This is a genomic window from Dyella agri (assembly GCF_044904705.1).
In the GTDB taxonomy this organism is placed as follows: domain Bacteria; phylum Pseudomonadota; class Gammaproteobacteria; order Xanthomonadales; family Rhodanobacteraceae; genus Rhodanobacter_A; species Rhodanobacter_A agri.
This window is the reverse complement of the sequence record NZ_JADIKL010000004.1, coordinates 72721-98485: the sequence shown is the minus strand read 5'-3', so window position 1 is coordinate 98485 and position 25765 is coordinate 72721. Positions and strand designations below refer to the sequence as shown.

At 66.2% G+C, this 25765-nt stretch carries 22 protein-coding genes; 16 read left to right on the top strand and 6 right to left on the bottom strand.

From position 1 onward, the window contains the following. Positions 1–17: 17 nt before the first annotated feature. The 11 genes from lpxB (at position 18) to ISP14_RS08150 (ending at position 12551) form a co-directional block, all read left to right on the top strand. Complete coding sequence (gene lpxB, locus ISP14_RS08200; protein ID WP_404537998.1) at positions 18–1253, top strand: lipid-A-disaccharide synthase; 1236 nt, start codon at positions 18–20, stop codon at positions 1251–1253. Positions 1254–1414: 161 nt separating this feature from the next. Beyond that, a complete protein-coding gene (rnhB, locus tag ISP14_RS08195) occupies positions 1415–2059 on the top strand; it encodes a ribonuclease HII (RefSeq protein ID WP_404539152.1) in 645 nt (214 codons plus the stop codon). A gap of 193 nt (positions 2060–2252) precedes the next feature. After that, positions 2253–2459: a hypothetical protein gene (locus tag ISP14_RS08190; protein WP_404537996.1), complete on the top strand. Its 207-nt coding sequence runs from the start codon at positions 2253–2255 to the stop codon at positions 2457–2459. 67 nt (positions 2460–2526) lie between these two features. Beyond that, on the top strand, positions 2527–3066 hold the full coding sequence (locus ISP14_RS08185) for a TlpA family protein disulfide reductase (protein WP_404537994.1): 540 nt from the start codon (positions 2527–2529) through the stop codon (positions 3064–3066). Positions 3067–3156: 90 nt separating this feature from the next. Further along, entirely contained in the window at positions 3157–6705 is a 3549-nt protein-coding gene (gene dnaE, locus ISP14_RS08180) for a DNA polymerase III subunit alpha (RefSeq protein ID WP_404537992.1), read from the top strand. 262 nt (positions 6706–6967) lie between these two features. Then, complete coding sequence (locus ISP14_RS08175; RefSeq protein ID WP_404537991.1) at positions 6968–7924, top strand: acetyl-CoA carboxylase carboxyltransferase subunit alpha; 957 nt, start codon at positions 6968–6970, stop codon at positions 7922–7924. 29 nt (positions 7925–7953) lie between these two features. Next, the gene (locus ISP14_RS08170; RefSeq protein ID WP_404537989.1) at positions 7954–9234 is read left to right on the top strand and encodes a hypothetical protein; all 1281 of its coding nucleotides are present in this window, start codon (positions 7954–7956) and stop codon (positions 9232–9234) included. Between the two features lie 49 nt (positions 9235–9283). Beyond that, complete coding sequence (locus tag ISP14_RS08165) at positions 9284–10018, top strand: NYN domain-containing protein (RefSeq protein ID WP_404537987.1); 735 nt, start codon at positions 9284–9286, stop codon at positions 10016–10018. Further along, a complete protein-coding gene (tilS, locus tag ISP14_RS08160) occupies positions 10015–11319 on the top strand; it encodes a tRNA lysidine(34) synthetase TilS (protein ID WP_404537985.1) in 1305 nt (434 codons plus the stop codon). The genes ISP14_RS08165 and tilS overlap by 4 nt, the downstream gene beginning before the upstream one ends. Positions 11320–11413: 94 nt before the next feature. Further along, positions 11414–11671, top strand: coding sequence for an exodeoxyribonuclease VII small subunit (locus ISP14_RS08155; protein ID WP_404537983.1), 258 nt, complete (start codon positions 11414–11416; stop codon positions 11669–11671). Continuing rightward, positions 11655–12551 (top strand): polyprenyl synthetase family protein, encoded by an 897-nt coding sequence (locus ISP14_RS08150; RefSeq protein WP_404537981.1) that lies wholly within the window; start codon positions 11655–11657, stop codon positions 12549–12551. The genes ISP14_RS08155 and ISP14_RS08150 overlap by 17 nt, the downstream gene beginning before the upstream one ends. Positions 12552–12611: 60 nt before the next feature. On the opposite strand, the gene ISP14_RS08145 is transcribed toward ISP14_RS08150, so the two are convergent. Both ISP14_RS08145 and pmbA read right to left on the bottom strand, forming a co-directional pair. Continuing rightward, entirely contained in the window at positions 12612–12989 is a 378-nt protein-coding gene (locus ISP14_RS08145) for a DUF4870 domain-containing protein (protein WP_404537979.1), read from the bottom strand. Positions 12990–13345: 356 nt separating this feature from the next. Next, entirely contained in the window at positions 13346–14713 is a 1368-nt protein-coding gene (gene pmbA / locus ISP14_RS08140; protein ID WP_404537977.1) for a metalloprotease PmbA, read from the bottom strand. Between the two features lie 107 nt (positions 14714–14820). Here pmbA and ISP14_RS08135 point away from each other — a divergent pair, with 107 nt between their 5' ends. Beyond that, positions 14821–15057: a DUF1653 domain-containing protein gene (locus ISP14_RS08135; protein WP_404537975.1), complete on the top strand. Its 237-nt coding sequence runs from the start codon at positions 14821–14823 to the stop codon at positions 15055–15057. Next, positions 15054–15590 (top strand): ribosome biogenesis factor YjgA, encoded by a 537-nt coding sequence (gene yjgA, locus ISP14_RS08130; RefSeq protein ID WP_404537974.1) that lies wholly within the window; start codon positions 15054–15056, stop codon positions 15588–15590. Before ISP14_RS08135 ends, yjgA begins: the two co-directional genes overlap by 4 nt. Positions 15591–15655: 65 nt before the next feature. Here the strand turns inward: yjgA and ISP14_RS08125 are convergent, their stop codons facing one another. Both ISP14_RS08125 and ISP14_RS08120 read right to left on the bottom strand, forming a co-directional pair. Next, complete coding sequence (locus ISP14_RS08125; RefSeq protein ID WP_404537971.1) at positions 15656–16609, bottom strand: Nudix family hydrolase; 954 nt, start codon at positions 16607–16609, stop codon at positions 15656–15658. Between the two features lie 7 nt (positions 16610–16616). Then, entirely contained in the window at positions 16617–17105 is a 489-nt protein-coding gene (locus ISP14_RS08120) for a dihydrofolate reductase (RefSeq protein ID WP_404537968.1), read from the bottom strand. Between the two features lie 113 nt (positions 17106–17218). On the opposite strand from ISP14_RS08120, the gene ISP14_RS08115 reads away from it, so the two are divergent. Further along, on the top strand, positions 17219–18214 hold the full coding sequence (locus ISP14_RS08115) for a hypothetical protein (protein WP_404537967.1): 996 nt from the start codon (positions 17219–17221) through the stop codon (positions 18212–18214). Here the strand turns inward: ISP14_RS08115 and ISP14_RS08110 are convergent. Both ISP14_RS08110 and lgt read right to left on the bottom strand, forming a co-directional pair. Beyond that, positions 18192–18986, bottom strand: coding sequence for a thymidylate synthase (locus ISP14_RS08110; protein ID WP_404537965.1), 795 nt, complete (start codon positions 18984–18986; stop codon positions 18192–18194). The genes ISP14_RS08115 and ISP14_RS08110 overlap by 23 nt on opposite strands. Then, the gene (lgt, locus tag ISP14_RS08105) at positions 18983–19885 is read right to left on the bottom strand and encodes a prolipoprotein diacylglyceryl transferase (RefSeq protein ID WP_404537963.1); all 903 of its coding nucleotides are present in this window, start codon (positions 19883–19885) and stop codon (positions 18983–18985) included. Before lgt ends, ISP14_RS08110 begins: the two co-directional genes overlap by 4 nt. A 150-nt stretch (positions 19886–20035) precedes the next feature. Between lgt and ISP14_RS08100 the strand changes: the two genes are divergently transcribed. Together ISP14_RS08100 and ISP14_RS08095 are read left to right on the top strand one after the other, a co-directional pair. Further along, positions 20036–21997 carry an alpha/beta hydrolase family protein gene (locus ISP14_RS08100; protein WP_404537961.1) on the top strand — a complete coding sequence of 654 codons (1962 nt, stop codon included), beginning with the start codon at positions 20036–20038 and terminating at the stop codon, positions 21995–21997. 275 nt (positions 21998–22272) lie between these two features. Further along, a complete protein-coding gene (locus ISP14_RS08095; RefSeq protein WP_404539149.1) occupies positions 22273–25368 on the top strand; it encodes a TonB-dependent receptor in 3096 nt (1031 codons plus the stop codon). Positions 25369–25765: the final 397 nt, after the last annotated feature.

Sequence of the window (25765 nt, the reverse complement as noted above, 5' to 3'; positions counted from 1 at the left end):
GTTCTGACAGCTGAACCATGCCGACCGCAGAAGCCACCGGAGCCCCGCTCATCGCGCTCATCGCCGGCGAAGACTCCGGCGATCAGCTCGGCGCCGACCTGATTGCGGCGCTGCGCGCCCGGTATCCGGACGCGCGCTTCGTCGGCATCGGCGGCAAGCGCATGCAGGCGCAGGGCTTCGAATCCTGGTACGACATCCGCGAACTGTCGCTGTTCGGCCTCGCCGAAGTGGTGTCGCATCTGCCGCGCCTGCTCAAGTTGCGCAAGGCACTGGTCGCGCGCCTGCTCGCCGCGAAACCGGCGGTAGTCGTCGGTATCGACGCGCCGGACTTCAATCTCGGGGTGGAGCATCGGCTGAAACAGGCCGGCCTGCGCACCGTGCATTACGTCAGCCCCTCGGTATGGGCCTGGCGCGAGCACCGTGCCGAAAAGATCGGCCGCTCGGCCGACCGCGTGCTATGCCTGTTCCCGATGGAGCCAGCGATCTACGCACGACACGGCGTCGATGCGCGCTTCACGGGCCACCCGCTGGCCGATCGTTTTCCGCTGGTATCCGACCGCGCCGCCGCGCGCGAAGCGCTGCAGTTGCCGCAGGACGCCCCGGTGCTGGCGGTGCTGCCGGGCAGCCGCGGCAGCGAGCTGGCCCGGCTGGGCGAGCCCTTTCTCGATGCCGCGCGGCGTGTCGCCAGTGCCCTGCCCGGCCTGCGCGTGGTGATTCCCGCCGCCAACCCGCGCATGCTGGGGCCTTTGCGCACCTTGCTCGCCAGATTCCGGCAGGATGGTGCTGCACCGCTGCTGCTCGATGGCCATGCCCACGAAGCCATGCAGGCCGCCGACGTGGTCTTGCTGGCCTCCGGCACCGCCACGCTGGAGGCGATGCTGGCCAAGCGCCCAATGGTGGTGGGCTACCGCGTCTCGCCGACCAGCTACCGCATCGCCAAGCTGCTGCGCATGCTCAAGACCGACGTCTACGCACTGCCAAACATCCTCGCCCGCGCCTGCGGCATGGGCGAGCGCGCGGTGCTGGTGCCCGAGCTGATGCAGGACAACTGCACCGCCGCGAAACTCGCCGACGCTACCTTGGCGTTGTTCAACGACAGCGAGCGCCGCGGTGCCATCGTCGCAGCGTTCGAGCAATTGCATCGAGCCTTGCGGGCGGAACTGGATGGCAGCGCAGCGGATGCGGCGGCCGGGGCGATTGGCGAGCTGTTGGAGCGCGAATCCTCTCCCGCTTCCCTGAGCGGAGAGGCGTAGCTTTCCCCCTTCTGCCCCTGGGCCAGGGTGAGGGGACACGCTGGCGATAAGTTTGCACCGAAGCAGGCTTCGATGCCGCTCTTCGCAAGCCCTGGTCCCTCGCCTCAATCCTCTCCCCGGAGGGGAGAGGAGGCGAACGCGCTGTGCAGCCCCTATCCCACATCCATACCTTCCCAGCCGCGGATACCTCGACCTTGCCAAACCATGATTTGTTAAAAGCGGGGGTGGACGAAGCCGGGCGCGGCCCGCTGGCCGGTCCCGTCGTGGTGGCCGCGGTGATCCTCGACCCAACCCGCCCCATCGCCGGCCTGGACGACTCCAAGAAGCTCAGCGAGAAACGGCGGGAGGCGCTGTATCCGCACATCGTCGAAGATGCGCTGGCGCATTGCGTGATCGTGGTCGAGGCCGAGGAAATCGATCGTCTCAACATCTTCCAGGCCACCATGGCCGGCATGAGCCGGGCCGTGGCCGGCCTCGTGCCGGCCGCGCAGGAGGCACTGGTGGACGGCAACAAACTGCCGAAGGACCTGCCCTGCCCCGGCCGCGCCATCGTCGGCGGCGACGCGTCGGAGCCGGCGATCAGCGCGGCCTCGATCCTTGCCAAGGTGACCCGCGACCGCCTGATGGTGGCCCTGGATGCCAGCTACCCCGGCTACGGCTTCGCCGTGCACAAGGGTTATCCCACACCCGCCCATCTGGCCGCGTTGCAGCGGCTCGGTCCCTGCGTGCAGCACCGGCGCAGCTTCGCGCCGGTGCGTCTGCTACTGGATCAGGGAAGGCTGTTCCAGGATGTTCCCGAGGGCTGATCGCCCCTCCCGAAGCTGCTCGGCATAGGCCATCGGTCTATGCAACTTTTTCCCGCGCGAGAGCATCATTCACTACAGGAAACCACGTCCGCATGGACGCGCCCGCAGCAGCGGCGACGTCCCGCCAGACCGGCCACGCCGACCGCTGCCACCGTTGCGCACAACGCGCATCGCCGATCGCAGGAGTCGTGCCATGATGCCCCCGTCCAACCATCCGAACGCTCCCCCGGTACCGGCCGGCATGCCCCCGCCGGCACTGACCGAACCCGCCACCGGCGGCGTCGAAAAAAACGTCCCGCCGCACGCCGACTACAACCTCCAGCCACTGAAGGTCGACAGCCTCGGCCACTACCTGCCGCCCGGCGAGGAACAGGAGGAGGAACGCTTCCACGTCCGTTGAATGGCGATGCTTCTCTCGCCCTGCGCCTGTCGCTACGCTGGCGGCACTTCACGGGGGAAGGGATGACATGCGTCGTATCGCCATCGTATTGCTGGGGCTGCTGTTCTGCCTGGCCGCCCACGCCCATGTGCAACCGGGCGATACGCCGCCGGACGCGCTGGGTACGACCCAGGACGGCCAGGAGGTGACGGTTTCATCGTTGCACGGCAAGGTCGTGGTGATCAGCTTCTGGGCCACCTGGTGCGGCTACTGCATGAAGGAGATGCCGGCGCTGGCGAACCTCCAGTCACTGGCGATCCAGCGCGGCCTGCCGTTGCAGGTGGTCACCATCAACTACCGCGAGGATCGGCGCGTCTTCGTAGACACCGTGCGCGCCCTGCGTCCCCGCCTGCCGGGCCTGCTGATGACCTGGGACCGCGACGGCGCCCTGGGCAAATCCTATGGCACCGACAAGGGCATCCCGGTCATGGTGATGCTGCACCGCGACGGCCGCGTGGCCCAGGTGCACGTGGGCTACGACGAGGACATGCTGGACAGCCTGGTGGCCGAGATCAATGCCCTGCTCGTCGAACCCGCGCAGGCCGTGGCAGTCGCCGCGCCGCACTGACCGCCGCACACCGCGCAAACCACGCACAAGTCAATCTTGCCGCTGCGCACGGTGCCGGGTAGCCTGCGAGGCTTGACTGCGCCAGACCGCATGACCATCCGCTATACCCACCTGCATCTGCACAGCGAGTACTCGCTGGTCGATTCGACCATCCGCATCAAGGCGATGGTCGCCGCCTGCGTGCAAGCGGGCATGCCGGCGGTGGCGCTCACCGACGAATGCAACATGTTCGCGCTGGTGAAGTTCTACAAGGCCTGCAGCGCAGCCGGCATCAAGCCGATCTGCGGCAGCGACCTGTGGATCGGTTCGCCGGACGATCCGCGCCCGTGGCGACTCACCCTGCTGTGCCAGCACCGCGACGGCTACCTCAACCTGTCCCGGCTCGTCTCGCGCGCCTGGCAGGAAGGCCAGCACGGCGGCCGCGCGCTGGTCGACGCGGGCTGGCTCGCCACACCCGCGACGGACGGCCTGATCGCCCTGCTCGGCCGCGAGAGCGAAGTGGCGCGCATCGCAGTGGCCCAAGGCCACGACGCCGCGCTGGCGAAGCTGCGCCCACTGGTACGGCTGTTCCCGGACCGCCTGTATCTCGAACTCATCCGCTGCGGCCGCGAGGGCGAGGAGGCCTGGAACTCGGCTGCGCTGGCGCTGGCTACCGAACTCGAGCTGCCGGTGATCGCCAGCAACGACGTGCGCTTCCTCAAGCGCGACGATTTCGAGGCGCACGAAGCACGCGTATGCATCCACCAGGGCCGCGTGCTGGCCGACCCCAAGCGTCCGCGCGACTACAGCGACCAGCAATACCTGAAATCCCCCGGGGAAATGGCCGAGCTGTTTGCGGACATTCCCGAGGCGCTGGAAAACACCGTCGAACTGGCGAAGCGCTGCAATCTCGAATTGAAGTTCGGCACCTACTACCTGCCCGACTTCCCGGTGCCCGAGGGTTACAACCTCGACAGCCACATCCGCGAACTGGCCCGGCAAGGCCTGAAGGAGCGCCTGGCCGCCGCACCGCTGGCCGAGGGCCACAGCCTCGCCGACTACGAGGCGCGGCTGGAACGCGAGCTGGACGTCATCATCAAGATGGGCTTCCCCGGCTACTTCCTGATCGTGGCGGACTTCATCAACTGGGGCAAACAGAACGGCATCCCGGTCGGACCGGGCCGCGGCTCGGGCGCCGGCTCGCTGGTCGCCTGGGTGCTGAAGATCACCGACCTCGATCCGTTGCAGTTCAACCTGCTGTTCGAGCGCTTCCTCAATCCCGAACGCGTGTCGATGCCCGACTTCGACATCGACTTCTGCATGGATCGCCGCGACGAGGTGATCGATTACGTGGCGCGCAAATATGGGCGCGACCATGTCAGCCAGATCATCACCTACGGCTCGATGGCGGCGAAGGCGGTGCTGCGCGATTCCGGCCGCGTGCTCGGCATGGGCTACGGCGCGGTGGACAAGATCGCCAAGCTGATTCCGCCGCGTCCGCTCGATCTCACCTTGTCCGACGCGCTGGGCCGCACCGAGAAATCGAAGAAAGAGCCCGAGCGCGTCGTCAAGGAATTCTGCGAGCTGTACGCGCAGGACGAGGACGAGGCGCGCCCGCTGATCGATCTCGCGCTGAAGCTGGAAAGCCTCACCCGCAACGTCGGCAAGCACGCCGGCGGCGTGGTGATCGGCCAGAGCACGCTCACCGAATACGCGCCGCTGTACTGCGAAGCCGGTGGCGGCGGCGTGGTCACCCAGTACGACAAGGACGACGTGGAAGCGGTCGGCCTGGTGAAGTTCGACTTCCTCGGCCTGCGCACGCTCACCATCATCGACTGGGCGGTAAAGGCGATCAACGCGCGCCGCGCGCAAAGCGGCGAGGAACCGCTGGACATCGCCAAGCTGCCGCTGGACGACGCCTACACCTACGCCGAGGTCTTCGCCAAGGCGAAGACGGTCGCGATCTTCCAGTTCGAATCGTCGGGCATGCAGCGCATGCTGAAGGACGCCAAGCCCGACCGCTTCGACGACCTCATCGCACTGGGCGCGCTGTACCGCCCCGGCCCGATGGACCTGATCCCCAACTTCGTGGCGCGCAAGCACGGCCGCGAGGAAGTGATCTACCCCGACCCGCGCGTCGAGCCTGTCCTGAAAGAGACCTACGGCATCATGGTCTACCAGGAGCAGGTGATGCAGATGGCGCAGATCGTGGGCGGCTACACGCTCGGCGGCGCCGACCTGCTGCGCCGCGCGATGGGCAAGAAGAAAATCGAGGAGATGGCGAAGGAGCGCGCCAAGTTCCGCGAGGGCGCGGCCAAGGACGGGCTCAGCAGCAGCAAGTCCGACGAAATCTTCGACCTGATGGAGAAGTTCGCCGGCTACGGCTTCAACAAGTCACACGCTGCTGCGTATGCACTCGTCTCCTACCAGACCGCCTGGCTGAAGGCGCACTACCCCGCCGAATTCATGGCCGCGACGATCTCGTCGGACATGGACAACACCGACAAGGCGGTGACCTTCATCGACGAGTCCAAGGCGATCGGCCTCACCGTGCTGCCGCCGGACGTGAACGCTTCGGACTTCATGTTCGTGGCAGTCGAGCCGAAGGTCATCCGCTACGGCCTGGGCGCGATCAAGGGCGTGGGCCAGGGTGCCTGCGAATCCATCGTCGCCGAGCGCCAGCGCGGCGGCACATACAAAGACCTTGCCGACTTCTGTCGCCGTGTCGACCCGACCAAGCTCAACCGGCGCGTGCTCGAGGCGCTGATCCTCTCCGGCTCGCTCGATGCACTGGCGCCCAACCGCGCCAGCCTGATGCTGCAGCTGCCCGACGCGATCAAGGCGGCCGAGCAGCACCTGCGCGACCGCCAGTCCGGCCAGAACGACATGTTCGGCGCCGCCATGGGGGCCGCCACGCCAGTAGTGCAGATCGAACTGCCCACCGCGCCCGACTGGTCGCTGGAGCAAAAGCTGCAGGGCGAGCGCGACACACTCGGCCACTACCTCTCCGGCCATCCCGTCGACCCGTGGCGCGAGGAACTGGCCCAGCTCTCCACCTGCCCGCTGGGCGAGATCGCCGAACGCTACCAGCCGCCCCGGCCGCGCAAGAGCGACAGCGACGACGGCAACCGCTTCCGCCGCGGCCCGGACACGCCATGGACCGCCGCCGGCATGGTGGTGGCGATGCGCAAGCGCGGCGACAGCGACGCCTTCGTGCGACTGGAAGACGGCACCGGCGCGATCGAAGTGAGCTTCTTCGGCGAGCTGTACCAGCAGATAGCGCCGCTGCTGGTGCGCGACGAGATGCTGATTGTCGAAGGCGGCCTGCGCATCGACGAGTTCTCCGGCGGCGGCTTTCAGTTGCGCGCCCGCGGCGCCATTACCCTGGCCGACGCCTGCCGGCGCCACGCACGCCTGCTCCAGCTGAAATTGAACGGCATCGACCCCGGTTTCCCGGAGCAGCTGCGCCAGACCCTGGCCGGCTTCCGCGGCGGGCGCGCCAGCGTCACCTTGCACGGCTACCACAACGCCACGGCCCAGGCCGATCTGGAGCTGGGCGAGGACTGGCGCGTGGAGGCCATCCCCGAGCTGCTGCGCGCGGTGCGGGCGCTGCCGGGGGTGCAAGCAGCGCGGTTGCGACTCGTGAAAAGCGAGCATTGAGGCTTTCGTGCGGCTTGGGGAATCAGAGCCAGAGCCTTTCCTGATCTCGAAAGCCGCCTTCCTGGCGGCGTTCGAGTCGACCGGGTCGATGCAGCCGACCCGGTCTGAGCTGCGCAGGCGCTGAAGCGCCCGCGCACGGGCGGCACATCCATGTGCCGCAGCCTCGCTCCGCCTGGAATACCGGGATGCCCATACGCCCCCGTTCCCCCGTTTTTTGCGCGCCCGGTATACTGCCCCGCTTCCGCGTCACGAACCCCGGCGAATGAATCCCAACTTCCTCGATTTCGAACAACCCATTGCCGAGCTCGAGGCGAAGATCGAGGAGTTGCGCCATACCAGCAATGGGCAGGCGCTCAACATCGACGAGGAAGTCGGCCGGCTGCGCGAGAAGCTGAAGCTCAAGACCAACGACATCTTCAAGAACCTCAGTTCATGGCAGGTCGCCCAGCTGTCGCGCCATCCGGCGCGGCCTTACACGCTGGATTACATCGGCGTGATGTGCGAGGAGTTCCACGAACTGGCCGGCGACCGCATGTACGCGGACGACGGCGCCATCGTCGGCGGCCTGGGCCGCATCAACGGCCGACCGGTGATGATCGTGGGCCACCAGAAGGCGCGCGACACCAAGGGCAAGCTCAAGCGCAACTTCGGCATGCCGCGCCCCGAGGGTTACCGCAAAGCGCTGCGCCTGATGAAGATGGCCGAGCGCTTCGGCCTGCCCGTGATCACCTTGATCGACACCATGGGTGCCTACCCAGGCATCGGCGCCGAGGAACGCGGCCAAAGTGAAGCCATTGCCCGCAACCTGCTGGAAATGGCCGACCTCAAGACACCGGTCATCTGCACCGTGATCGGCGAAGGCGGCTCCGGCGGTGCGCTGGCGATCGGCGTGGGCGACCGCATCAACATGCTGCAGTACTCGACCTATTCCGTGATCACCCCGGAAGGCTGCGCCACCATCCTCTGGCGCAGCGCGGAGCGCGCCAAGGACGCCGCCGAGGCGCTCGGCCTCACCGCACCGCGCCTGCTGGAGCTGGGCCTGGTCGACAAGGTGATCCGTGAGCCGCTGGGCGGCGCCCATCGCAACCCGCGCTCCATGGCTATCCGCCTCAAGGCCGTGCTGATGAACCAGCTCGACGAGCTGCAGGCGATGCCGACGGCGGACCTGCTGGAGCAGCGCTACGCACGCCTGCGCGGCCACGGCGCGTTCCAGGAATAGAACCGCGCAGCCAGCGCATGGAGGTTTCAATGAAAGCTCTCTTGCCCTATGCGCTAGCGATCCCACTTCTCGCTCCCCTGATGCCCGTCAAGGCCGCGCCAGCAGCTGTTGATGCCGGCAAGGCCAACGCGCACGCATTGCTCCCGATAAAGTCCAAGGCGGACTTGGCGCGTTACTTGCGCGATACGCCGGCGGGAACCTCCCCGCTCGACAAGTTGCCGCCGTGGTCACGCAGGCGCTTTCTTGCTCAGGTGGATTTTGACTCACGGGGAGCAAGGAATATCAGTTTCGGCGAACCCATGGCCGAATTGACTCATCCACAAATCGTCCAGATCTTTGCGCTGTTTGGGAACGAGCAGGAGAAACTTGCCCAAAGCATGGATATCGGACTGACGCCAGCCAAACAGTCCCGTATCCAGCATGAGCGCGCCGAGGACGCCAAAGCACGCCACTGCGCGCCGGAAAGTTGCCCCGAAAGCCAGATCGAACAACGTTTTGACGAACTGGTCCTGCAGGAGCCGCCTACTTCCATTCCGGTGGCAAAACGCATTGCTCTCGACAGTCAGCGCTACGATCGGCTATTCGCCGATTACGAGGCGCCGGAACGACTGCGCACGACCAGCGACTTGGATCTGCGGCTTCTTGTGCGCGCAACTGAATATGCAATGCCAATGGTTGGCGCGCCGAGTGCGATTCGCATCACCCAGTTGCAAATGGACCTGGCCGAAATGCAGCGGCGCGGCATGGCCGAGGATCAGGACTATGCCCGGCTGTACCGGTTGCTCTTGTCAGACCGTCGACTCACCGAAGCTGCCGCATTGTTGCATCAGCATCCAGGCTTGGGCGAAAGCGCCATGCCAACCGTCGATGACCGCACCGGCGATTCGCCCCACCCGGCGACCACTGCACTGGTCATCGACAAGCACGGCGGCATGACTCGCGAGTCATTTGATATTTCGCATGCGTTGCGCATCGTGGCGCTCAGCGGCGACGGATGTCATTTCTGCGATGAAGCCGCGAACGCCGTCGAGACGGATGCGCAACTGCGCCCGCTATTCGCCCAGCACGCAATGTGGCTGGCTAGCCAGGGAGATGGTTTCGAATATGCCAAGACATGGAATCACCTGTTCCCCGATCAGCCCATGCATATCGCATGGCAGAACTCGGAATGGTCAATACTTGGCAGTGACGCGTGGGGGCTTTTGCCGGCGTTTTATGTCTACCAGAACGGCGTGTTGACCAAGAAATTCCTGGGCTGGAGTGGCGTAAAGAAATTCAAGCAATCGCTGCATGAGGCCGGCGCACTGTAACTGTGCCGGCGCTACCATCGACCACACCGTCAGGCTGCCGGGAACGACCATGGCCCACGACAAGCTCGCCGTACTGATCGACGCCGACAACGCACGCCCGGCCATCGTCGAGGGCCTGCTCGCCGAGATCGCGAAAATCGGCACCGCACACGTCAAGCGCATCTACGGCGACTGGACCAAGCCCGACCTCAACAGCTGGAAGGACGCGCTGCTGCGCCACTCGATCCAGCCGATCCAGCAGTTCCGCTATACCGTAGGCAAGAACGCCACCGACTCGGCAATGATCATCGACGCGATGGACCTGCTCTATTCCGGGCGCTTCGACGGCTTCTGCATCGTTTCCAGCGACAGCGACTTCACCCGGCTCGCCTCGCGCATCCGCGAGTCCGGGCTCACTGTGTATGGCTTCGGCGAGCGCAAGACGCCCGAGCCATTCCGCACCGCCTGCGACAAGTTCATCTACACCGAAGTGCTGGCGCCGGCCACAGCGACCGAGGTCAGCGCCGGGGTGAAGCGACGTACCGCCAAGGAACTGCGCAGCGACAGCCAGCTGATGAACCTGCTGCGCAACGCCATCGATGCCGCCGCCGACGACAACGGCTGGGCCGGTCTGGGTGCGGTCGGCAGCATCGTCAACAAGCAGTCGCCCGATTTCGACCCGCGCAACTACGGCTACGCCAGGCTCAGCGCACTGGTGAACGGCATCGGCCTGTTCGAGACCGAGGAGCGCCACATCGGCAACGGCAAACACATGTACCTGCGCCTGCGCAGCGGCAAGAAGTGAGCCAGCCGCTGCCGGCGCTGCTGGCCCGCGCACTGGAAAAAGCACCGCCGGGACCGCTGTGCGTGGCGTACAGCGGCGGCCCGGATTCCACCGCCCTGCTGCACGCGCTGGCGCAGCTGCCCACGGCGCGGGCGCGCGGCTTGCGTGCCTTGCACGTCGATCATGGCCTGCACGCGCAGAGCGCCGCATGGACCGGACAATGCCGCCAGTTCTGCGCCAGCCTCGACCTGACTTGTGACGTGGTGCAGGTGCAGGTCGAGATGCACCGCGGCGAGGGCCTGGAGGCTGCCGCGCGCCACGTGCGCTACACGGCCTTTGCGACACAGCTGCACGCGGGTGAAACCCTGCTGCTGGCCCACCACCGCGACGACCAGGCCGAAACCGTGCTGCTGAAGCTGCTGCGCGGCGCCGGTCCGGAAGGCCTGGGCGGCATGCGCCAGCGCCGCCCGCTGGGACGTGGCGAACTGTGGCGACCGCTGCTCAACGACATCGCGCGCGCGCAGTTGCGCGATTACGTCGCCATGCACCATCTGCCCTGCATCGACGATCCCGCCAACGCCGACACCCGGTTCGCACGCAACCAGCTGCGCCACGAAATCCTGCCGCGCCTCACCGCGCACTGGCCGCAGGCAGTGGATTCGATCCTGCACAGCGCCACGCTCAACCGCGCCGCCGCCGACGCCTTGCGCGCCCAGTGGCTGGCTGCCTTCGCGATGCTGCATGACGGCGCCACCGGCAGTCTCGACGCCACCGGCTGGCTCGCGCTCGCCCCCGCCCTGCGCGAACCGCTGCTCGATCATTGGCTGCACGCGCGCGGTCTCATCGCACCCACCACGGCGCAGCGCGCGCAGATCGAACGCCAGTGCACCGCCCGCCCGGGCCAGTCGCCATGCATCCGCTGGCCAGGCACGGAGCTGCATGTCTGGAAGGGACGCCTGTGGGCACGCGCACCACAGCCCGCCATCGACCCGTCCTGGCGTACGCCCTGGCAAGGCGAACGGCTCGTGCTGCCCGACGGGGGATGGCTCGCGCTGAGCAACGAACACACGCGCCTGCCCACGCCGCTCACGGTGTGCTTGCGCCAAGGCGGTGAGCGCATCAAGCCGGACGGCGACGCACACACCCGCGAACTGCGCGATTTGTTCCAGCAGGCGGCATTGCCGCCATGGCAGCGTGCTGTCTGCCCTCTGCTGTACGAGGATGGGCAACTGGTCGCCGTGGCCGACCGCTGGGCCAGTACCCGCGGCCGGCAACTGTTCGAAAGCGCGGGTAGTCGACCCGGCTGGCAGCCCGGCCCCTGACGCCCGCCGACCGCCTCTCGGAATCGCGGCTTAGCCAGCCCGGCAACGCCGTTCGCATTGATTCCCGCAGGCTGCTGCGCTAGCGTTGCGGGCCATGGCCAAGACCGCTTCCACCGCCGCCAAGACCCCACCCGCCGCCGACTTCGAGCACTCGCTGGACGAACTCGAACAGCTGGTGACGAAGATGGAGGGTGGCGAACTGAGCCTGGACGAGTCGCTGGCCTCTTTCGAGCGCGGCGTCGGCCTGTACCGCCATTGCCAACAGGCCTTGGAACAAGCCGAACTGCGTGTGCGCCTGCTGCTCGACCCCGAAGCCCCCGACAGCGCCGAACCGTTTGAACCCGAACACTGAACTGGGGCCTGCACTGCAAGCGTTGATCCACCGCGCCGAACAGGCGCTGGACGCCTGCTTGCCCAGCGCCGAACAATCGCCCGTCCAACTGCACCGCGCGATGCGCTACGCCGTCCTCGGCGGCGGCAAGCGCCTGCGGCCGCTGCTGGTCTATGCCGCCGCCCACGCGCTGGGCCGCGACGACGCCGCGCTGGATGCACCGGCCTGCGCGGTGGAGCTGATCCACGCCTACTCGCTGGTGCACGACGACCTGCCGGCAATGGATGACGACGCGCTGCGCCGCGGCCGCCCCACCTGCCACATCGTGTTCGGCGAGGCGATGGCGATCCTGGCCGGCGATGCGCTGCAGGCGCTGGCCTTCGAACTGCTTGCCGCGCCCGACGCCGCACCCGATGCCGCCACCGGCATGCGCATGCTGCATGCACTGGGCCGCGCCTGCGGTGCCGAAGGCATGGCCGGCGGCCAGGCCCTGGACCTTGCCGCGGTGGGCGAGAAGCTCACGCTTGCTGAACTCGAACACATGCATGCCTGCAAGACCGGCGCGCTGATCCGCGCCTCGGTGCAGCTGGGCGCGCTGGTTGCCGGGGCGGACGACGCCACGCTGGCTGGGCTGGACCACTACGCCACCGCCGTGGGCCTGGCCTTTCAGGTGCGCGATGACATCCTCGACGTGGAAGGCGAATCCGCCGTGATCGGCAAGACCGCCGGCAAGGACGCCGCCGCCGACAAACCCACCTTCTCCTCGATCATCGGCCTGGATGCCTCGCGTGCGCGGCTGGCCGAACTCACCGCCATCGCCCTCGGCGCCATCGCGCCCTTGGGGCCGCGCGGCGAACTGCTGGCGGAGCTGGCCCGCTACGCCGCGCAACGCCACCGCTGAAGCAAAGGAAAAGGCCCGCCGAAGCGGGCCTTTTCATGGTCATGCCGGTCGAGCAGCGACTCAACTCACCAGCCGCAAGGCGAACGGATAGCGGTAGCTGCCGTCCGAACTGACCTTGACCGCGGCGACGATGCAGAGGATCAGGTTCGCCAGCCACAGCAGCCAGGCGAGCAACGCACCGATCAGGATGACGGCAAGCACCCCGCAGATCACGTAGCCGATCACCACGGTGATCTGGAAGTTCAACGCTTCCTTGGCCTCCTTCACCAGATAAGCCTTGTCCGCGCGATCCTTGTGCACCAGCCACACGATCAGCGGCACGACCAGGCTGAGGATGAAACCCGACAGATGGGTAAGCATGGCCAGGTTGCGGTCGTCGCTGCTCGCCTCGGTGGCGACAGGCGGCGGTGGCGGCATCTGGTCCGACGGTGTACTCATGAGCAATCCTCCCCGGTGAGTGGACCGCGCGTCACGGGCAGCCAGCCACGCGCGGACTGATCAAACGTCTAGAGCCCGTCTAATGTCTCCGCATGGCCCGCGTTGCCTTGCCGTGGCCGTCAGGCGGTGGCGCGTGGCGCAGCGCCTGCCTGGCTGGCAGGTCAAGCCGCGCGCTGCCGCTTGGCGGCCACGGCAAGGCAACCCGAAGGGCCGGGTCTGTTTGCCCACATCCCTGCGTCATCACTCGGTCGTGGACGGACGTCCACTTCCTCGCTCTTCCTTGGCCTGCGTGCAAACAGCTCCCGGCGCGAGCCATGTGGAGACATTGGACAGGCTCTTACAGCATGACGCAGGAGTCACTCGCCCGCCACTGTCATCCGGTCCACCAGGATCGAGCCGCAGAGGATGTGCGAGCGCGGGTCGACGTCGGCACCGGCGGCGAGGATGCCGGCGTACATGTCGCGCAGGTTCGCAGCGATGGTGATTTCCTCGACCGGATGGGCGATGACGCCGTTTTCCACCCAGAAACCAGCCGCGCCGCGCGAGTAGTCGCCGGTGATGGTGTTGACGCCCTGCCCCATGACCTCGGTAACCAGCAAGCCCGTGCCCAGCCGGCGCAACATGCCTACGAAATCGCTGGCCTCGCCGTCAGCCGCACCGGGCGCCACCCGCAGATTGTGGACACCACCAGCGTTGCCGGTAGATGCGAGGCCGAGCTTGCGTGCCGAATAACTGCCCAGCACGTAGCGCGCCAGCACGCCACGCTCGATCAGCGCGCTGTCGCGCGTGGCCACGCCCTCGGCATCGAAGTTGCCCGAACCATGCCCGCGCCTGAGTCGCGGCTGTTCGGCTATGTCGAACCAGCCCGGCATGACCGCCTTGCCGGCATGGTCGAGCAGGAAGCTGGCGCGACGGTACAGCGAGCCACCGCTCACCGCACCGATCAGATGGCCGATCAGCCCGCGCGCGATCTCCGGCGCGAACAACACCGGGCATTCGCGGGTAGACAGGCTGCGCGCGTCCAGCCGCGCCAGCGTGCGCTGGGCAGCTTTGTCGCCCAGCGCCTGCGCGCTGATGAAATCGTCGGCGCTGCGCACGCTGTCGTACCAGTAGTCGCGCTGCATGCGCTCGCCCTCGCCGGCGATCAGCGACAGCGACAGCGAATGCCGGGTGCCGCGCTCGCGGCCGAGGAAACCGTGCGAGTTCGCGTACACCGACAGGCTTTCGCCCATCTGTACGCCGGCACCATCGGAATTGCCGATGCCGGCATGCGCGCGGCCGGCATCCTCGATGCGCCGGCCCAGCTCGATCGCCGCCGCGGTGTCGATGGCCCAGGGATGCCACAGGTCGAGGTCGGGGAAATCCGTCGCCATGCGCGCGGCATCGGCCAGCCCGGCGGCGGGGTCTTCCTCGGTGAACTTGGCGATGGCGCAGGCCTGGTCCAGCGTGGCCTGGATCGAATCGGGGTTGAGGTCGGCCGTGCTGGCCGAGCCCTTGCGCTGGCCGAAGTAGACGGTGAGCCCGAAACCGCGATCGCGGGTGTGCTCCACCGTCTCCACCTCGCCCAGGCGCACGTTCACGTTGAGGCCGGTGTCGATGCTGGCGGCCACCTCGGCGGCGCTGGCGCCGGCCGCGCGGGCGCGGCGGATCACGTCCTCGGCCAGCCCGGCGAGGCGGTCCAGGTCCTGCAGGCTGCGGTCGGCGGCGGGGGCGATATCGCTCACGTGAAGGGTTCCGGGCAAGTCAAACGGGTAGAATGCACGATCCGCGCCGTGCAGTCTCCACATGGGGACGGCACGGCCCACCCGCAACGCCCCGCGGAGCCAAGCGCATGTCGGTCGCCCCCGGCCTCTATCGTCATTACAAGGGCCAGCACTACCGGGTGCTGGGCACCGCCCGTCACAGCGAGACCGAGGAGACGCTGGTGGTGTATCAGGCGCTGTACGGCGAACGCGGCCTGTGGGTGCGGCCCGCGGCGATGTTTGCCGAAACCGTGATCGTGGATGGCGCGAGCGTGCCACGTTTCGCGCTGGAACAGGCCGAGCCCGGCTTGCTGGAAGACCGATGAACCGCACCTACACCGACGACCCCGGACACGACTACGGCCCTACCCGCACCCAGCAGCGCCGCGACGCGCTGGCCGTGCTGGAACTGGCGACCCAACTGGTCGAACTGCCGCCGACGCGACTCGCGAAGCTGGAGCTGCCCGACGACGTGCGCGACGAAATCGCCCACGTGCGCCGCATCAGTTCGCACATCGCGCGCAAGCGCCAGCTGGCCTTCCTGGCCAAGCTCATGCGCCGCCACGACAGCGAGGCGTTCGACGCGGTACGCGCGGCGCTGGGCGAGAACCGCGACCGCCAGCGCCAGGAAACCGCCGCGATGCACCGGCTGGAGGCGCTGCGCGAGCGCCTGCTGGGCGACGATGGCGACAGCGTGGCTACCGAACTGATCGAGCAACACTCCGGCATCGATCGCCAGCATCTGCGCGCGCTGATCCGCCAGGCGCGTGTCGAGCAGGCCACGCCGAACAAGCCGCCGCGTGCCTTCCGCGAACTGTTCCAGTTGCTGAAATCGCTGAAGGACGAAGAAGCGCAGTAGCGCCCTGTGCGCGATGGCTCCGGCGTTTTACCGGAGCCAGAAGCATTCGCGCACAACGTGCGCTGCTACGGCGCAGGCCAGAAGCCGCGTATCCCCGCCACGCCTTGCGCGCCTGCCGCACGCGCCTGCGCCAGTTGCGCCGGCGTCATGCCGCCCAGCGCATAGACCGGCATCGCGGCTGCCTCGGCGAGGGCCTGGAAGCTCCCCCAGCCCAACGGTGCCGCCTGCGGGTGGCTGGCGGTGACGGCCACCGGCGACAAGCTGGCGAAATCCGCCCCCACCCGCAGCGCCTGTGCCAATTGCACGGCATCGTGGCAACTCGCACCGACGACCTGCAGAAGCGGGAGTGGCCGTTCGGCCAGCGCGGCCAGCTGCGCACCGGTCAGGTGCACGCCGACGCCCAGCGCCTGCGCACCCTCGATATCCGCGTTGAGCAGCAGTTGTGCGCCATGCCGGCGTGCCGACGGCAGCAGCGCCGCGGCGAACTCCCGCACTTCCTCGCGCGGCCAGCGCGGCAACCGCAGCTGCAGCAACCGCTCGCCCGCTTCGATGGCGCGGCCGATCTGCTCGAGCCACAGCTCGCGCTCGGCCGGCAGCACATCGGCCGGCGTAACCAGGTAATGCGGCGGCAGGCGCAACGCCTGCAGGATGGCGCGGTCGGCCGGCGCCAGCGTCGCCGGGTCCGCCTGCATCGGCAGGCACCATTGCAGCCCTTGCCCCTCCAGCGGGCGCGGCTCGCCCCGCCACTGCGTCACGCACCAGGCGTCCAGCAGCAGCTCGCGCTCGTGGTAGTGCCAGGGCACGCGGATCAGCGGTTCGGCGTCGACCAGCGCGACGCCCAGTTCCTCGTCCAGTTCGCGCGCCAACGCCGCCAGCGGCGCCTCGCCGGGCTCGCGCTTGCCGCCGGGGAATTCCCACAAGCCGGCCAGATGCTTGCCGGCAGGACGCTCGGCCAGCAACACGCGTCCCTCGCGGTCGCGCAGCGCGCCAGCCAGCACATGCAGCGGCGCGCCGGCCATGACGGGATCAGCTGCCCCGGACGTACTCGACCATGTCGAAGTCGTAAGCGTGCTCGGCGTCCTTCTTGTGGTGCACGCGTGAGACCTCGGTCCAGTCGCTGAAGTGCACACCGGGGAAGAAGGTATCGGCGCCGTCGATGGCCGCGCTGACCCAGGTCAGGTACAACCGGCGCGCCAGCGGCAGCGCCTCGCGGAACACCTGGCCGCCGCCGATCACCATCAGGCCGGTGTGGTCGCAGCGCGCCATCGCTTCCTCGATCGAACGCACGGTGATCTGGCCGGGAAACGGCGCCTCGTGCCGGCGCGACATCACCAGGTTGGTGCGTTCCGGCAGCACACGGCCGATCGATACCGCGGTGTTGTAACCCATCAGCACATACTTGCCCGTGGTGAGCTGCTTGAACCAGCGCAGATCATCCGGCAGGTGCCAGGGCAGTTGTCCCTTGCGGCCGATGGCGAAGTTCTCATCGAGCGCGGCGATCAGCGAAATGGCCATCTTGGCTCCTGGCAAAGGTCACGGGTTCGAATGGCATATGCGACAGCGCGGCAGCCTGCCCATAATCCCGCCCATTGTAGCGATTCAGGGAGAGAACGAGCATGGTTATCGTCATGACTGTCCTGGCGGCCGCGGTTGCCTCCGCTCCAGCAACCGCCGCCCCCGTCAGGGCGCAGGTGCTGCCTACCGTGTACGAGGCGGGACATTTCTACGCTGTGCCGGAGACCCGCAACGGCCAGCAGCTCAAGTTGCTGGTGGATACCGGCGGCGGCGGCAGCAACGGCATGTATTGGATCAGCAAGGCGGCGGCGCAGCGCCTGCAACTGAAATCCGCTACCTGCACGCTGGGCGATCAGTCCATGCCGGTCGTCCAACTACCCGATTACAAGGCCGGGCGCGGCCTGCCATCGCCAGGCAAGGGGCAGTGCGGCGCGGCGTTGCTGGTCTTTCCGCGAGGCGACGCCAGCGACGGCCAACTGGGCGCTGGCTACCTGCCCGGCCGCGTCTGGACATTCGACTACCCCGCGCACCGGCTGACCTTCGAAGGCGACACCTGGCAACCCGGTCCGGCTGCCCGACGCACTCCATTGGGCTTCCAGCGCGACGCCGAAGGCAGGTTGGGTTCGGGCTTTGCGCGCATCACGATCCGTGTCGACGGCCAGCCGCTGGACATGCTGCTGGACACTGGCGCTTCGTCTTACCCCACACCGGCTGCCGCACGCATCAGTGGCACGCCGACCGTGCAAGGCGAAGGGGTCACCAGCTACATCACCACCAGCGTGCTCGAACGCTGGCACAAGGCGCACCCAGACTGGCGCGTGGTAGAACATGCCGACGACAAGGTCGCCGCCAGACCACTCAAACGCATCATCGAAGTACCCAAGGTGGAAATCGCCGGCTGGTCGGTGGGGCCGGTGTGGTTCACCGAGCAGCCCGACCGCGCCTATCACCAATTCATGGCGCAATGGATGGACAAGCCCACCGAGGGCGCGGTCGGCGGCAATGTCTTCCAGCATTTCGTCATGACGCTGGACTACCCGCACGAAACGGCCTGGTTCCGTCGCGTCAACGGCTGCAAGCCTGCCGCTACACCGCCACCGGCGCCTTGATCGCCGGGTGCGGGTCGTAGCCCTCGATGGCGATGTCCTCGTAGCGGAAATCCTCCAGTGCGCGCACGTCGGGATTCAGCACCAGCCGCGGCAACGGGCGCGGTTCGCGGGTGAGCTGCAGCCGCGCCTGTTCCACGTGGTTGCTGTACAAGTGCGCATCGCCCAGCGTGTGCACGAAGTCGCCCACGCCCAACCCGCACACCTGCGCCACCATGTGGGTGAGCAGCGCATAGCTGGCGATGTTGAACGGCACGCCTAGGAAGATATCGCCGGAACGCTGGTAGAGCTGGCAGCTCAGCTTGCCGTTCGCCACATAGAACTGAAACAGCGAGTGGCAGGGCATCAGCGCCATCTTCGGCAACTCGCCCACGTTCCACGCGCTGACGATCAGCCGGCGCGAATCGGGGTTGCGGCGGATCTCGTCCACGACCCAGCGGATCTGGTCCACTGTGCCGCCGTCCAGCGTGGGCCACGAACGCCACTGTTTGCCGTAGACCGGCCCAAGATTGCCCTGCTCGTCGGCCCACTCGTCCCAGATGCTGACGCCGTGTTCCTTGAGGTAGGCGATGTTGGTGTCGCCGCGCAGGAACCAGATCAACTCGTGGACGATGGACTTCAGGTGCAGTTTCTTGGTGGTGACCAGCGGGAAGCCGTCAGCCAGGTCGAAGCGCATCTGCCAGCCGAACACGCTGCGCGTGCCGGTGCCGGTGCGGTCGGCTTTCTCCGTGCCGTGCTCCAGCACGTGGCGCAGCAGGTCGAGGTAGGCTTTCATTCCTTGTCCCCGGCCGGCATCGCCACGGTGTACAGGTGCAGCGTGGGCGCGTGGCGCGACAGCCACAGCAGCCACAGGCCCACCGCGATCAGCGGCAAGGACAGGATCTGCCCCATCGTGAGCCAGCCGAAGGCAAGGTAACCCAGCTGGATGTCAGGCAAACGCACGAACTCCACCGCGAAACGGAAGCAGCCGTACATCAGCGCGAACAAGCCGGAGATCAGGTAGCGCGGCCGCGGCTTCATCGACGCCAGCCACAGCACGGCGAACATCACCACACCCTCCAACGCCAACTCGTACAACTGCGAGGGCTGGCGCGCCAGTCCGCCGAGCTGCTGCAACTGCGCCTGCCAAGCTGGATTCGCCGCTGCGTAGGCCACGTCGTCGCCATGCGCATGCGGGAAGATCATGCCCCACGGCAGCTGCGTGGGCTTGCCCCACAGCTCGCCATTGATGAAATTGCCCAGCCGCCCCAGTCCCAGACCGATCGGCACCAGCGGCGCCACAAAATCCACCGTGTCGAAGAAATGCAGCTGCTGCCGGCGCGACCACCACCACCCCGCTGCCAGCACGCCGAGCAGGCCGCCGTGGAAGCTCATGCCGCCGTCCCACACGCGGAAGAACGCCAGTGGATCGGTCCAGATCCAGCGCGGACCGCCGGCGTAATAGAACAGCATGTAGCCGATCCGCCCGCCCAGGATCACGCCCATCATGCCGTAGAAGAACAGGTCGCCCAGCGCGTCGCGCGTCACCGGCAGGCGCCCCTTGCGCCGCCGGTATTCGCCGAGCAGCGCAGCGCTGAAGAAACCCACCAGGTACATCAGCCCATACCAGTGCACCTGCACCGGGCCGAGGTGGAAGGCGATCGGGTCGATAGTGACGACGGGAGGCTGCGCCATGCGGGTACGGGATCGAAGCAGACAAGGCCGCCAGTGTACCGGGACACGGCCCGACCCGGCGGATACACTGCCAGCCGCCCGGTCAGTCCTGGTGCTGGGGAGCATCCGCCACGGCTGGGCCACAACATCACTCACAGGGGGAGAGCAAGGATGATGTCTTTGCGCAAGTTGCGTGCCGCGCTGGTCGCGGCGTGCCTGCTGTCGCCTGTCGCGGCTGCCGCGGCAGACCTGATTCCGGTTGAGGACTTCGCCCGCCATGCCAGCGTGTCGATGCCGCGGCTGTCGCCCGACGGCAAGCACATCGCGGTGCGCATGGACGACGGCGACAACCATGCATTGGTGATCTTCGACGTCGCCGACATGACCCGTCCGGTCAGCATGCTGCGCATGCCCAGGTACGAGGTGCCGGTCAACGTGACCTGGGTCAGCTCGACCCGGCTGGTCGTGGAAAAGGGCAAGATGTTCGGCTCCATCGACGCGCCCCAGGCTACCGGGGAGGTCATCGCCACCGATGTGGATGGCAAGCACATGGATTACCTGTTCGGCTACCAGTCCGGCTCTAACAGCCGTGGCGCCACCCGCCAGGCAGATGATGGCTGGGGCTCGGTAGAAGGGCTGCCTGAGAAGACCAACGGCCACTTCTATCTCGGCGCCCACCCCTGGGACGAGGGCAACAGCAGCCGTCTCTACGATGTCGATTCCATGAAGAACGTGCGCCACCTGATCGGCGACATCGGCGTGGGCCAGCTCAGTTTCCTTGTCGGCCCCGATGGCAAGCCGGAATTCGCCTACGGCACCGACGTCAATTTCGAATACGTGGTCTATCAGTCCATCGCCAATCGCTGGGCCCAGCTGAACCGGGCGCAAACCGGCAAGTACTTCGCCCCATTCGCCACGGCTCCCGACGGCCAGCACGTCTATGCCATGCACAGCACCTCGGGGGGCCCCACCGAGCTGATCGTGCAGCGCCTGGACGGAAGCGATCGCAAAGTGCTGGCGAAGGACGATTTCGGCAGCGTCCACAACGTCCAGTGGACGGCACCGCCGCTGCAGCCATTCGCGATCATCACCGCCACCGGCACGCCACGTCCGATCTACGTCGATCCGAACCTGCCGGCTGCGAAGCTGTATGCGGCGATCAGCCAGAAATTTCCGGGCGAGTTCGTCGATTTCATCAACTTCAGCGAGGACGGCCACGAGTTGCTGTTCACCGTTAGCAGCGATCGCGACCCTGGCACCTGGTACCTGATCGACACCGAGCACTACAAAGTAATCAAGCTGTTTACGGCGGCGCCGTGGATCGATCCGTCGAAGATGGCCGAGCGCGTACCGATGCGCTTCAAAGCCAGCGATGGCGTGGAACTAGAGGCGATCCTCACCGTGCCCAACGGCGTGCCGATGAGCAACTTGCCGATGGTGCTGCTGCCGCACGGCGGCCCGCATGACGTCAACGACGACTGGTTCTTCGACGAGGATGCGCAGTTCCTTGCCAGCCGCGGCTACCTGGTGCTGCAGGTGAACTATCGCGGCTCCGGCAGCCGCGGGGTGAACTTCGTGCAGGCCGGCTACCTCAAGTGGGGCACGCGCATCCAGCAAGACTTGATCGACGGCGTGAAGTGGGCCGAGCAGCAGCAATATGCCGACCCAGACCGCGTCTGCGTGTATGGCGGCAGCTTCGGCGGCTACTCCGCGCTGATGTCGGCGATCCGCGCGCCGAAACTGTTCAAGTGCGCGATCGGCTACGCCGGTGTCTACGATCTGGCCATGATGCGCTCGAAAGGCAGCATCGGTTCGGACACCTTCGGCAAGAACTATCTCACCGCCGTGATCGGCAAGGACGACGCGGCACTGGCGGCCAACTCGCCCGCCAAGCTGGCCGAGCAGATCGATGTCCCTGTGCTGCTGATCCACGGCGAAGCCGATCAGCGCGTACCGTTCGCCCAGGCCAAGGCCATGCGTGCCGCACTGGACGCCGCGCACAAGCCCTACGAATGGATGAGCAAGTCTGGCGAAGGCCACGGCTTCTACACGGAAGCCAACAACGTGGAACGCCTGAATCTGATGCAGGACTTCCTGGCCAAGCACATTGGCAAGGGCGCCACGCCTCCCTGACCTTCCATAGCTGAAGCAGAAGTACTCATGGCGAACCCGGAAGGGTTCGCTTTTTTTTGCGCAAGATTTGTTACGAAATTGTTGACCATCACATTTTCTTGCTATACGTTCATAAGTTCTTGCTGGCGCAGCTTCGCCTGACAAGAACGCTGGACACATACGGCGCGCACCGCCGCAAGCAAGGTTTGGATCCCCCCATTGCCTCACAAGGCTTTGTTTCCAAACAACTTGCTTCTTTCTGACTTTCCCGCACAACCCATTTGGGGAGATTGATGATGGTCAACAACCACACTCGACGTGGATATACCTATCGCCGAACCGCTCTCGCTTTGGCGCTCGGCATGGGCTTCAGCGGCTTGGCTTTCGGCCAGGCCACCACGGGCAGCATCTTCGGCCAGGCACCGGCAGGCAGCGCCGATACGGTGGTCATCCAGAACTCGACCGGCTTCACCCGCGAAACCGCCGTCGACGCATCCGGCCGCTACAACGTCAGCTCGCTGCCGCTGGGTACGTACACCGTCACTCTGAAGCACGCGGGCCAGACCATTGATTCGCGTTCGGACGTGACGCTGCGCGTTGGCGCCGGCACGGAAGTCTCCTTCGCCTCGACCGAAGCGAACGCCCACAACCTCTCCTCCGTGACGGTTACGGCCAATTCCCTGCCGTCCATCGACGTCACCAGCGTCGATTCGCGCACGGTGATTACCTCCCAGCAGCTGGCCACGCTGCCGCTGGCGCGTAGCGCCGAGGCGATCGCCCTGCTGGCTCCTGGCGTCGTCCAGGGCAGCTCTTACTTCACGGGCCCCATGGGCGGCTCGCTGGTTTCGTTCGGGGGCTCCTCGGTCACCGAGAACGCCTACTACATCAATGGCTACAACACCACCGATCCGCTCAGCGGCATGGGCGGCATCTCGCTGCCGTACGGCTCGATCGACCAGCAGGAAATCCTCAGCGGCGGCTATGGCGCGGCCTACGGTCGTTCCGACGGCGGCGTGATCAGCCAGGTCGGCAAGCGCGGCACCAACGACTGGCACTTCGGCGGCCTGATCGAATGGACGCCCACCGGTCTCGAGAGCGATCCGAAGAACTACTACTACGTCAAGAAGGACGGCTCGCAGGGCTCGATGCGCCAGTACCGCAACGACAACAAGAGCTGGACCACGACGGTCGATGCCTATGTCGGCGGCCCGCTGATCAAGGACAAGCTGTTCCTGTTCGCCTCCGTCGAAGCGCAGCGCCAGCAGGGCCAGTCCGTCGGCTCGAACGCCGCGCCCTACGACACCCACTACCGCTATGACAACCCGAAGTGGTACGCCAAGCTCGACTGGAACATCAACGACAGCAACATCCTGGAAGTGACCGGTGCCTCCACCAAGTCGTCCTACCAGGGCACGATGAACGAGTTCGACTACGCCACGCTGAAGGAAGGTGGCTTCAACAGCTACGACACCCACACCAAGAACGCCGCGCAGCTGTTCTCGAGCAAGTTCACCAGCTACATCACCGACGATCTCACCGTGTCGGCCATGTACGGCAAGATGAAGAGCACGTACTTCAGCGACACGCCCGGGTACGACCCCACCAATCCGTACATCTACACCCCGAACTACGAGAACCCGGCCATCACGGGCGGTCATCTCATCACCAACAACCAGACCGTCAGCACGATCAACCTGCCGGGGCATCGCTCCGTCAGCACCAACTTGCGCTTCGATCTCAGCTACCACCTTGGCGATCACACGCTCACCGCGGGTATCGACAACATGGACATGAAGAACATCCAGGGCGGCACGATGTTCCCGTCGGAAGGCAAGGGTTACGGCTGGGAATACAACGAGCCGGTGACCGACGCCAACGGCAATCCCGATCCCAATCTGTACATCCTGGGCGGCCCCGGTTCGGCGCTGCCGGGCGCGGACTGGCACAACTCGCCGTGGGTGGCCCCCACCGCCGGTTACGCAGGTGGTGAAACCGGCTACTACGTGGCCCGGTACGAATACCACGACAACGCCTCGGTGCGCGTGGCGCAGCGTGCGCAGTACATCCAGGACGATTGGCAGGTCAACGACCGCCTGCTGCTGAACCTCGGCCTGCGCAACGACCAGTTCACCAACTACAACGCCGCCGGCCGACCGTTCCTGCGCCTCACCAAGCCGCAGTGGGCGCCGCGCCTGGGCTTCAGCTGGGACGTCAATGGCGACGCCAGCTTCAAGGTCTACGGCAACGCGGGACGCTACTACCTCGCCCTGCCGACCAGCGTGGCGCTGCGTTCCGCGGGCAGCTCGCTGTTCACCCGTACCTACTACACCTACACCGGCATCGATGCCAACGGCGTCCCGACCGGCCTGACTCCGATCGACACCAGCCGCGGCGCGGACATGCCGCTGTCTGCCAACGGCGAATACGGCCAGCCGCGCGACCCCATGGTGGCTGCGACCAAGGATCTGAAGTCGGAATACCAGGACGAGTACATCCTCGGCTTCGACAAGAAGCTGGGCGACTCGTGGATGTACGGCGCCAAGGCCACCTATCGCAACCTGCGCAACGCGATCGACGACATTGGCGACAAGAACTCGATCATCAACAAGATGAACAAGATGGGTATCGACCCGACGACGTATGACGCCAGCGTCATGCCGGGCAGCTACCTGATCAACCCGGGCAAGAACGCGACCTACTACGTCGCCAAGCTGGGCGGTGGCTACTACCAGGTCCCGATGGATTGGAAACAGGACTTCGGTTTCAACACCACCATGAAGCGCCACTACTACGGCCTGAACATGTACTTGGAGCATCCGTTCGACGGCAAGTGGTTTGCACGCTTCGACTACCTGTTCTCGCGCAACTACGGCAACAGCGAAGGCCAGGTGCGTACCGACGTCGGCCAGGATGACGTCTCGGCCACGATGGACTGGGACTACGCCCAGCTCATGGACTACGCCAACGGCTATCTGGCGAACAACCACAAGCATCAGTTCAAGGCTTATGGTTCGTATCAGATCGCGCCGGAATGGCTGGTCTCGGCCAACGCGTCCATCCTGTCCGGTTCGCCGCAGACCTGCCTGGGCTACTACGTCGGCTCCCAGCCCAATCCGGGCCTGGGTTACGGTCCGTACTACCACTTCTGCAACGGCAAGCCGTGGCCGCCCGGCACCAAGACCAACCCGTGGACTTATCGCCTGGATCTCAGCGCCGAGTACCGCCCGGAGTGGGCAGGCAAGAAGCTGGCCTTCAACGTGATGGTCTACAACGTGTTCAACTCGCAGAAGACCACGCAGACCTATCCGATTTCGGCCTCCAGCAGCTATCTGCGTCCGATCAGCACGCAGGCTCCGCGCTATGTGCGTTTCGGCGTGACCTACGACTACTGATGCAATCGGTCCGGCGTGGGTCTCGTACCTACGCTTGACCCAGTCGCTTCAAGCCGCCGGGATCTCCCGGCGGCTTTTTTCTTGGGAGAGTCCTGACACAGGCGCAGGTCCTGATACCCGCGATCCCGTTGCAGGACATGGGCACTCAGTCCTCACTCCCGGATAGCACGCGACCTACGCTAAACGCCGCTGACACGCGGCCGCGAATCCGATTGCAGCAGCACTGACCAGCTGCAGCGATATTTCAGTGGGCAATGCCTCGCGAAGCCAGCTGCACTCAGGGCTCCAAGCACGTACTCGGTGAGCGCCTCCGCAGTCCCAGGCATGCGGCAACCTGCAGTCCAGCTGGAACGCAAGTCCATGCGGATGCGTATCGCAAAATATTGTTGAATGTCCG

Excerpts from the sequence above, each read along its gene's own strand:
- ISP14_RS08125 (WP_404537971.1), bottom strand. The coding sequence starts at position 16,609 with ATGGCCGGCGCGCCGCTGCATGTGCTGGCTGGCGCGCTGCGCGACCGC.
- ISP14_RS08145 (WP_404537979.1), bottom strand. The coding sequence starts at position 12,989 with ATGAGTACACCGTCGGACCAGATGCCGCCACCGCCGCCTGTCGCCACC.
- lpxB (WP_404537998.1), top strand. The coding sequence starts at position 18 with ATGCCGACCGCAGAAGCCACCGGAGCCCCGCTCATCGCGCTCATCGCC.
- ISP14_RS08120 (WP_404537968.1), bottom strand. The coding sequence starts at position 17,105 with ATGGCCATTTCGCTGATCGCCGCGCTCGATGAGAACTTCGCCATCGGC.
- ISP14_RS08095 (WP_404539149.1), top strand. The coding sequence starts at position 22,273 with ATGGTCAACAACCACACTCGACGTGGATATACCTATCGCCGAACCGCT.
- ISP14_RS08175 (WP_404537991.1), top strand. The coding sequence starts at position 6,968 with ATGAATCCCAACTTCCTCGATTTCGAACAACCCATTGCCGAGCTCGAG.
- ISP14_RS08100 (WP_404537961.1), top strand. The coding sequence starts at position 20,036 with ATGATGTCTTTGCGCAAGTTGCGTGCCGCGCTGGTCGCGGCGTGCCTG.
- ISP14_RS08165 (WP_404537987.1), top strand. The coding sequence starts at position 9,284 with ATGGCCCACGACAAGCTCGCCGTACTGATCGACGCCGACAACGCACGC.
- ISP14_RS08115 (WP_404537967.1), top strand. The coding sequence starts at position 17,219 with ATGACTGTCCTGGCGGCCGCGGTTGCCTCCGCTCCAGCAACCGCCGCC.
- ISP14_RS08190 (WP_404537996.1), top strand. The coding sequence starts at position 2,253 with ATGATGCCCCCGTCCAACCATCCGAACGCTCCCCCGGTACCGGCCGGC.
- dnaE (WP_404537992.1), top strand. The coding sequence starts at position 3,157 with ATGACCATCCGCTATACCCACCTGCATCTGCACAGCGAGTACTCGCTG.
- ISP14_RS08155 (WP_404537983.1), top strand. The coding sequence starts at position 11,414 with ATGGCCAAGACCGCTTCCACCGCCGCCAAGACCCCACCCGCCGCCGAC.
- ISP14_RS08170 (WP_404537989.1), top strand. The coding sequence starts at position 7,954 with ATGAAAGCTCTCTTGCCCTATGCGCTAGCGATCCCACTTCTCGCTCCC.
- lgt (WP_404537963.1), bottom strand. The coding sequence starts at position 19,885 with ATGGCGCAGCCTCCCGTCGTCACTATCGACCCGATCGCCTTCCACCTC.
- yjgA (WP_404537974.1), top strand. The coding sequence starts at position 15,054 with ATGAACCGCACCTACACCGACGACCCCGGACACGACTACGGCCCTACC.
- ISP14_RS08185 (WP_404537994.1), top strand. The coding sequence starts at position 2,527 with ATGCGTCGTATCGCCATCGTATTGCTGGGGCTGCTGTTCTGCCTGGCC.
- ISP14_RS08110 (WP_404537965.1), bottom strand. The coding sequence starts at position 18,986 with ATGAAAGCCTACCTCGACCTGCTGCGCCACGTGCTGGAGCACGGCACG.
- ISP14_RS08135 (WP_404537975.1), top strand. The coding sequence starts at position 14,821 with ATGTCGGTCGCCCCCGGCCTCTATCGTCATTACAAGGGCCAGCACTAC.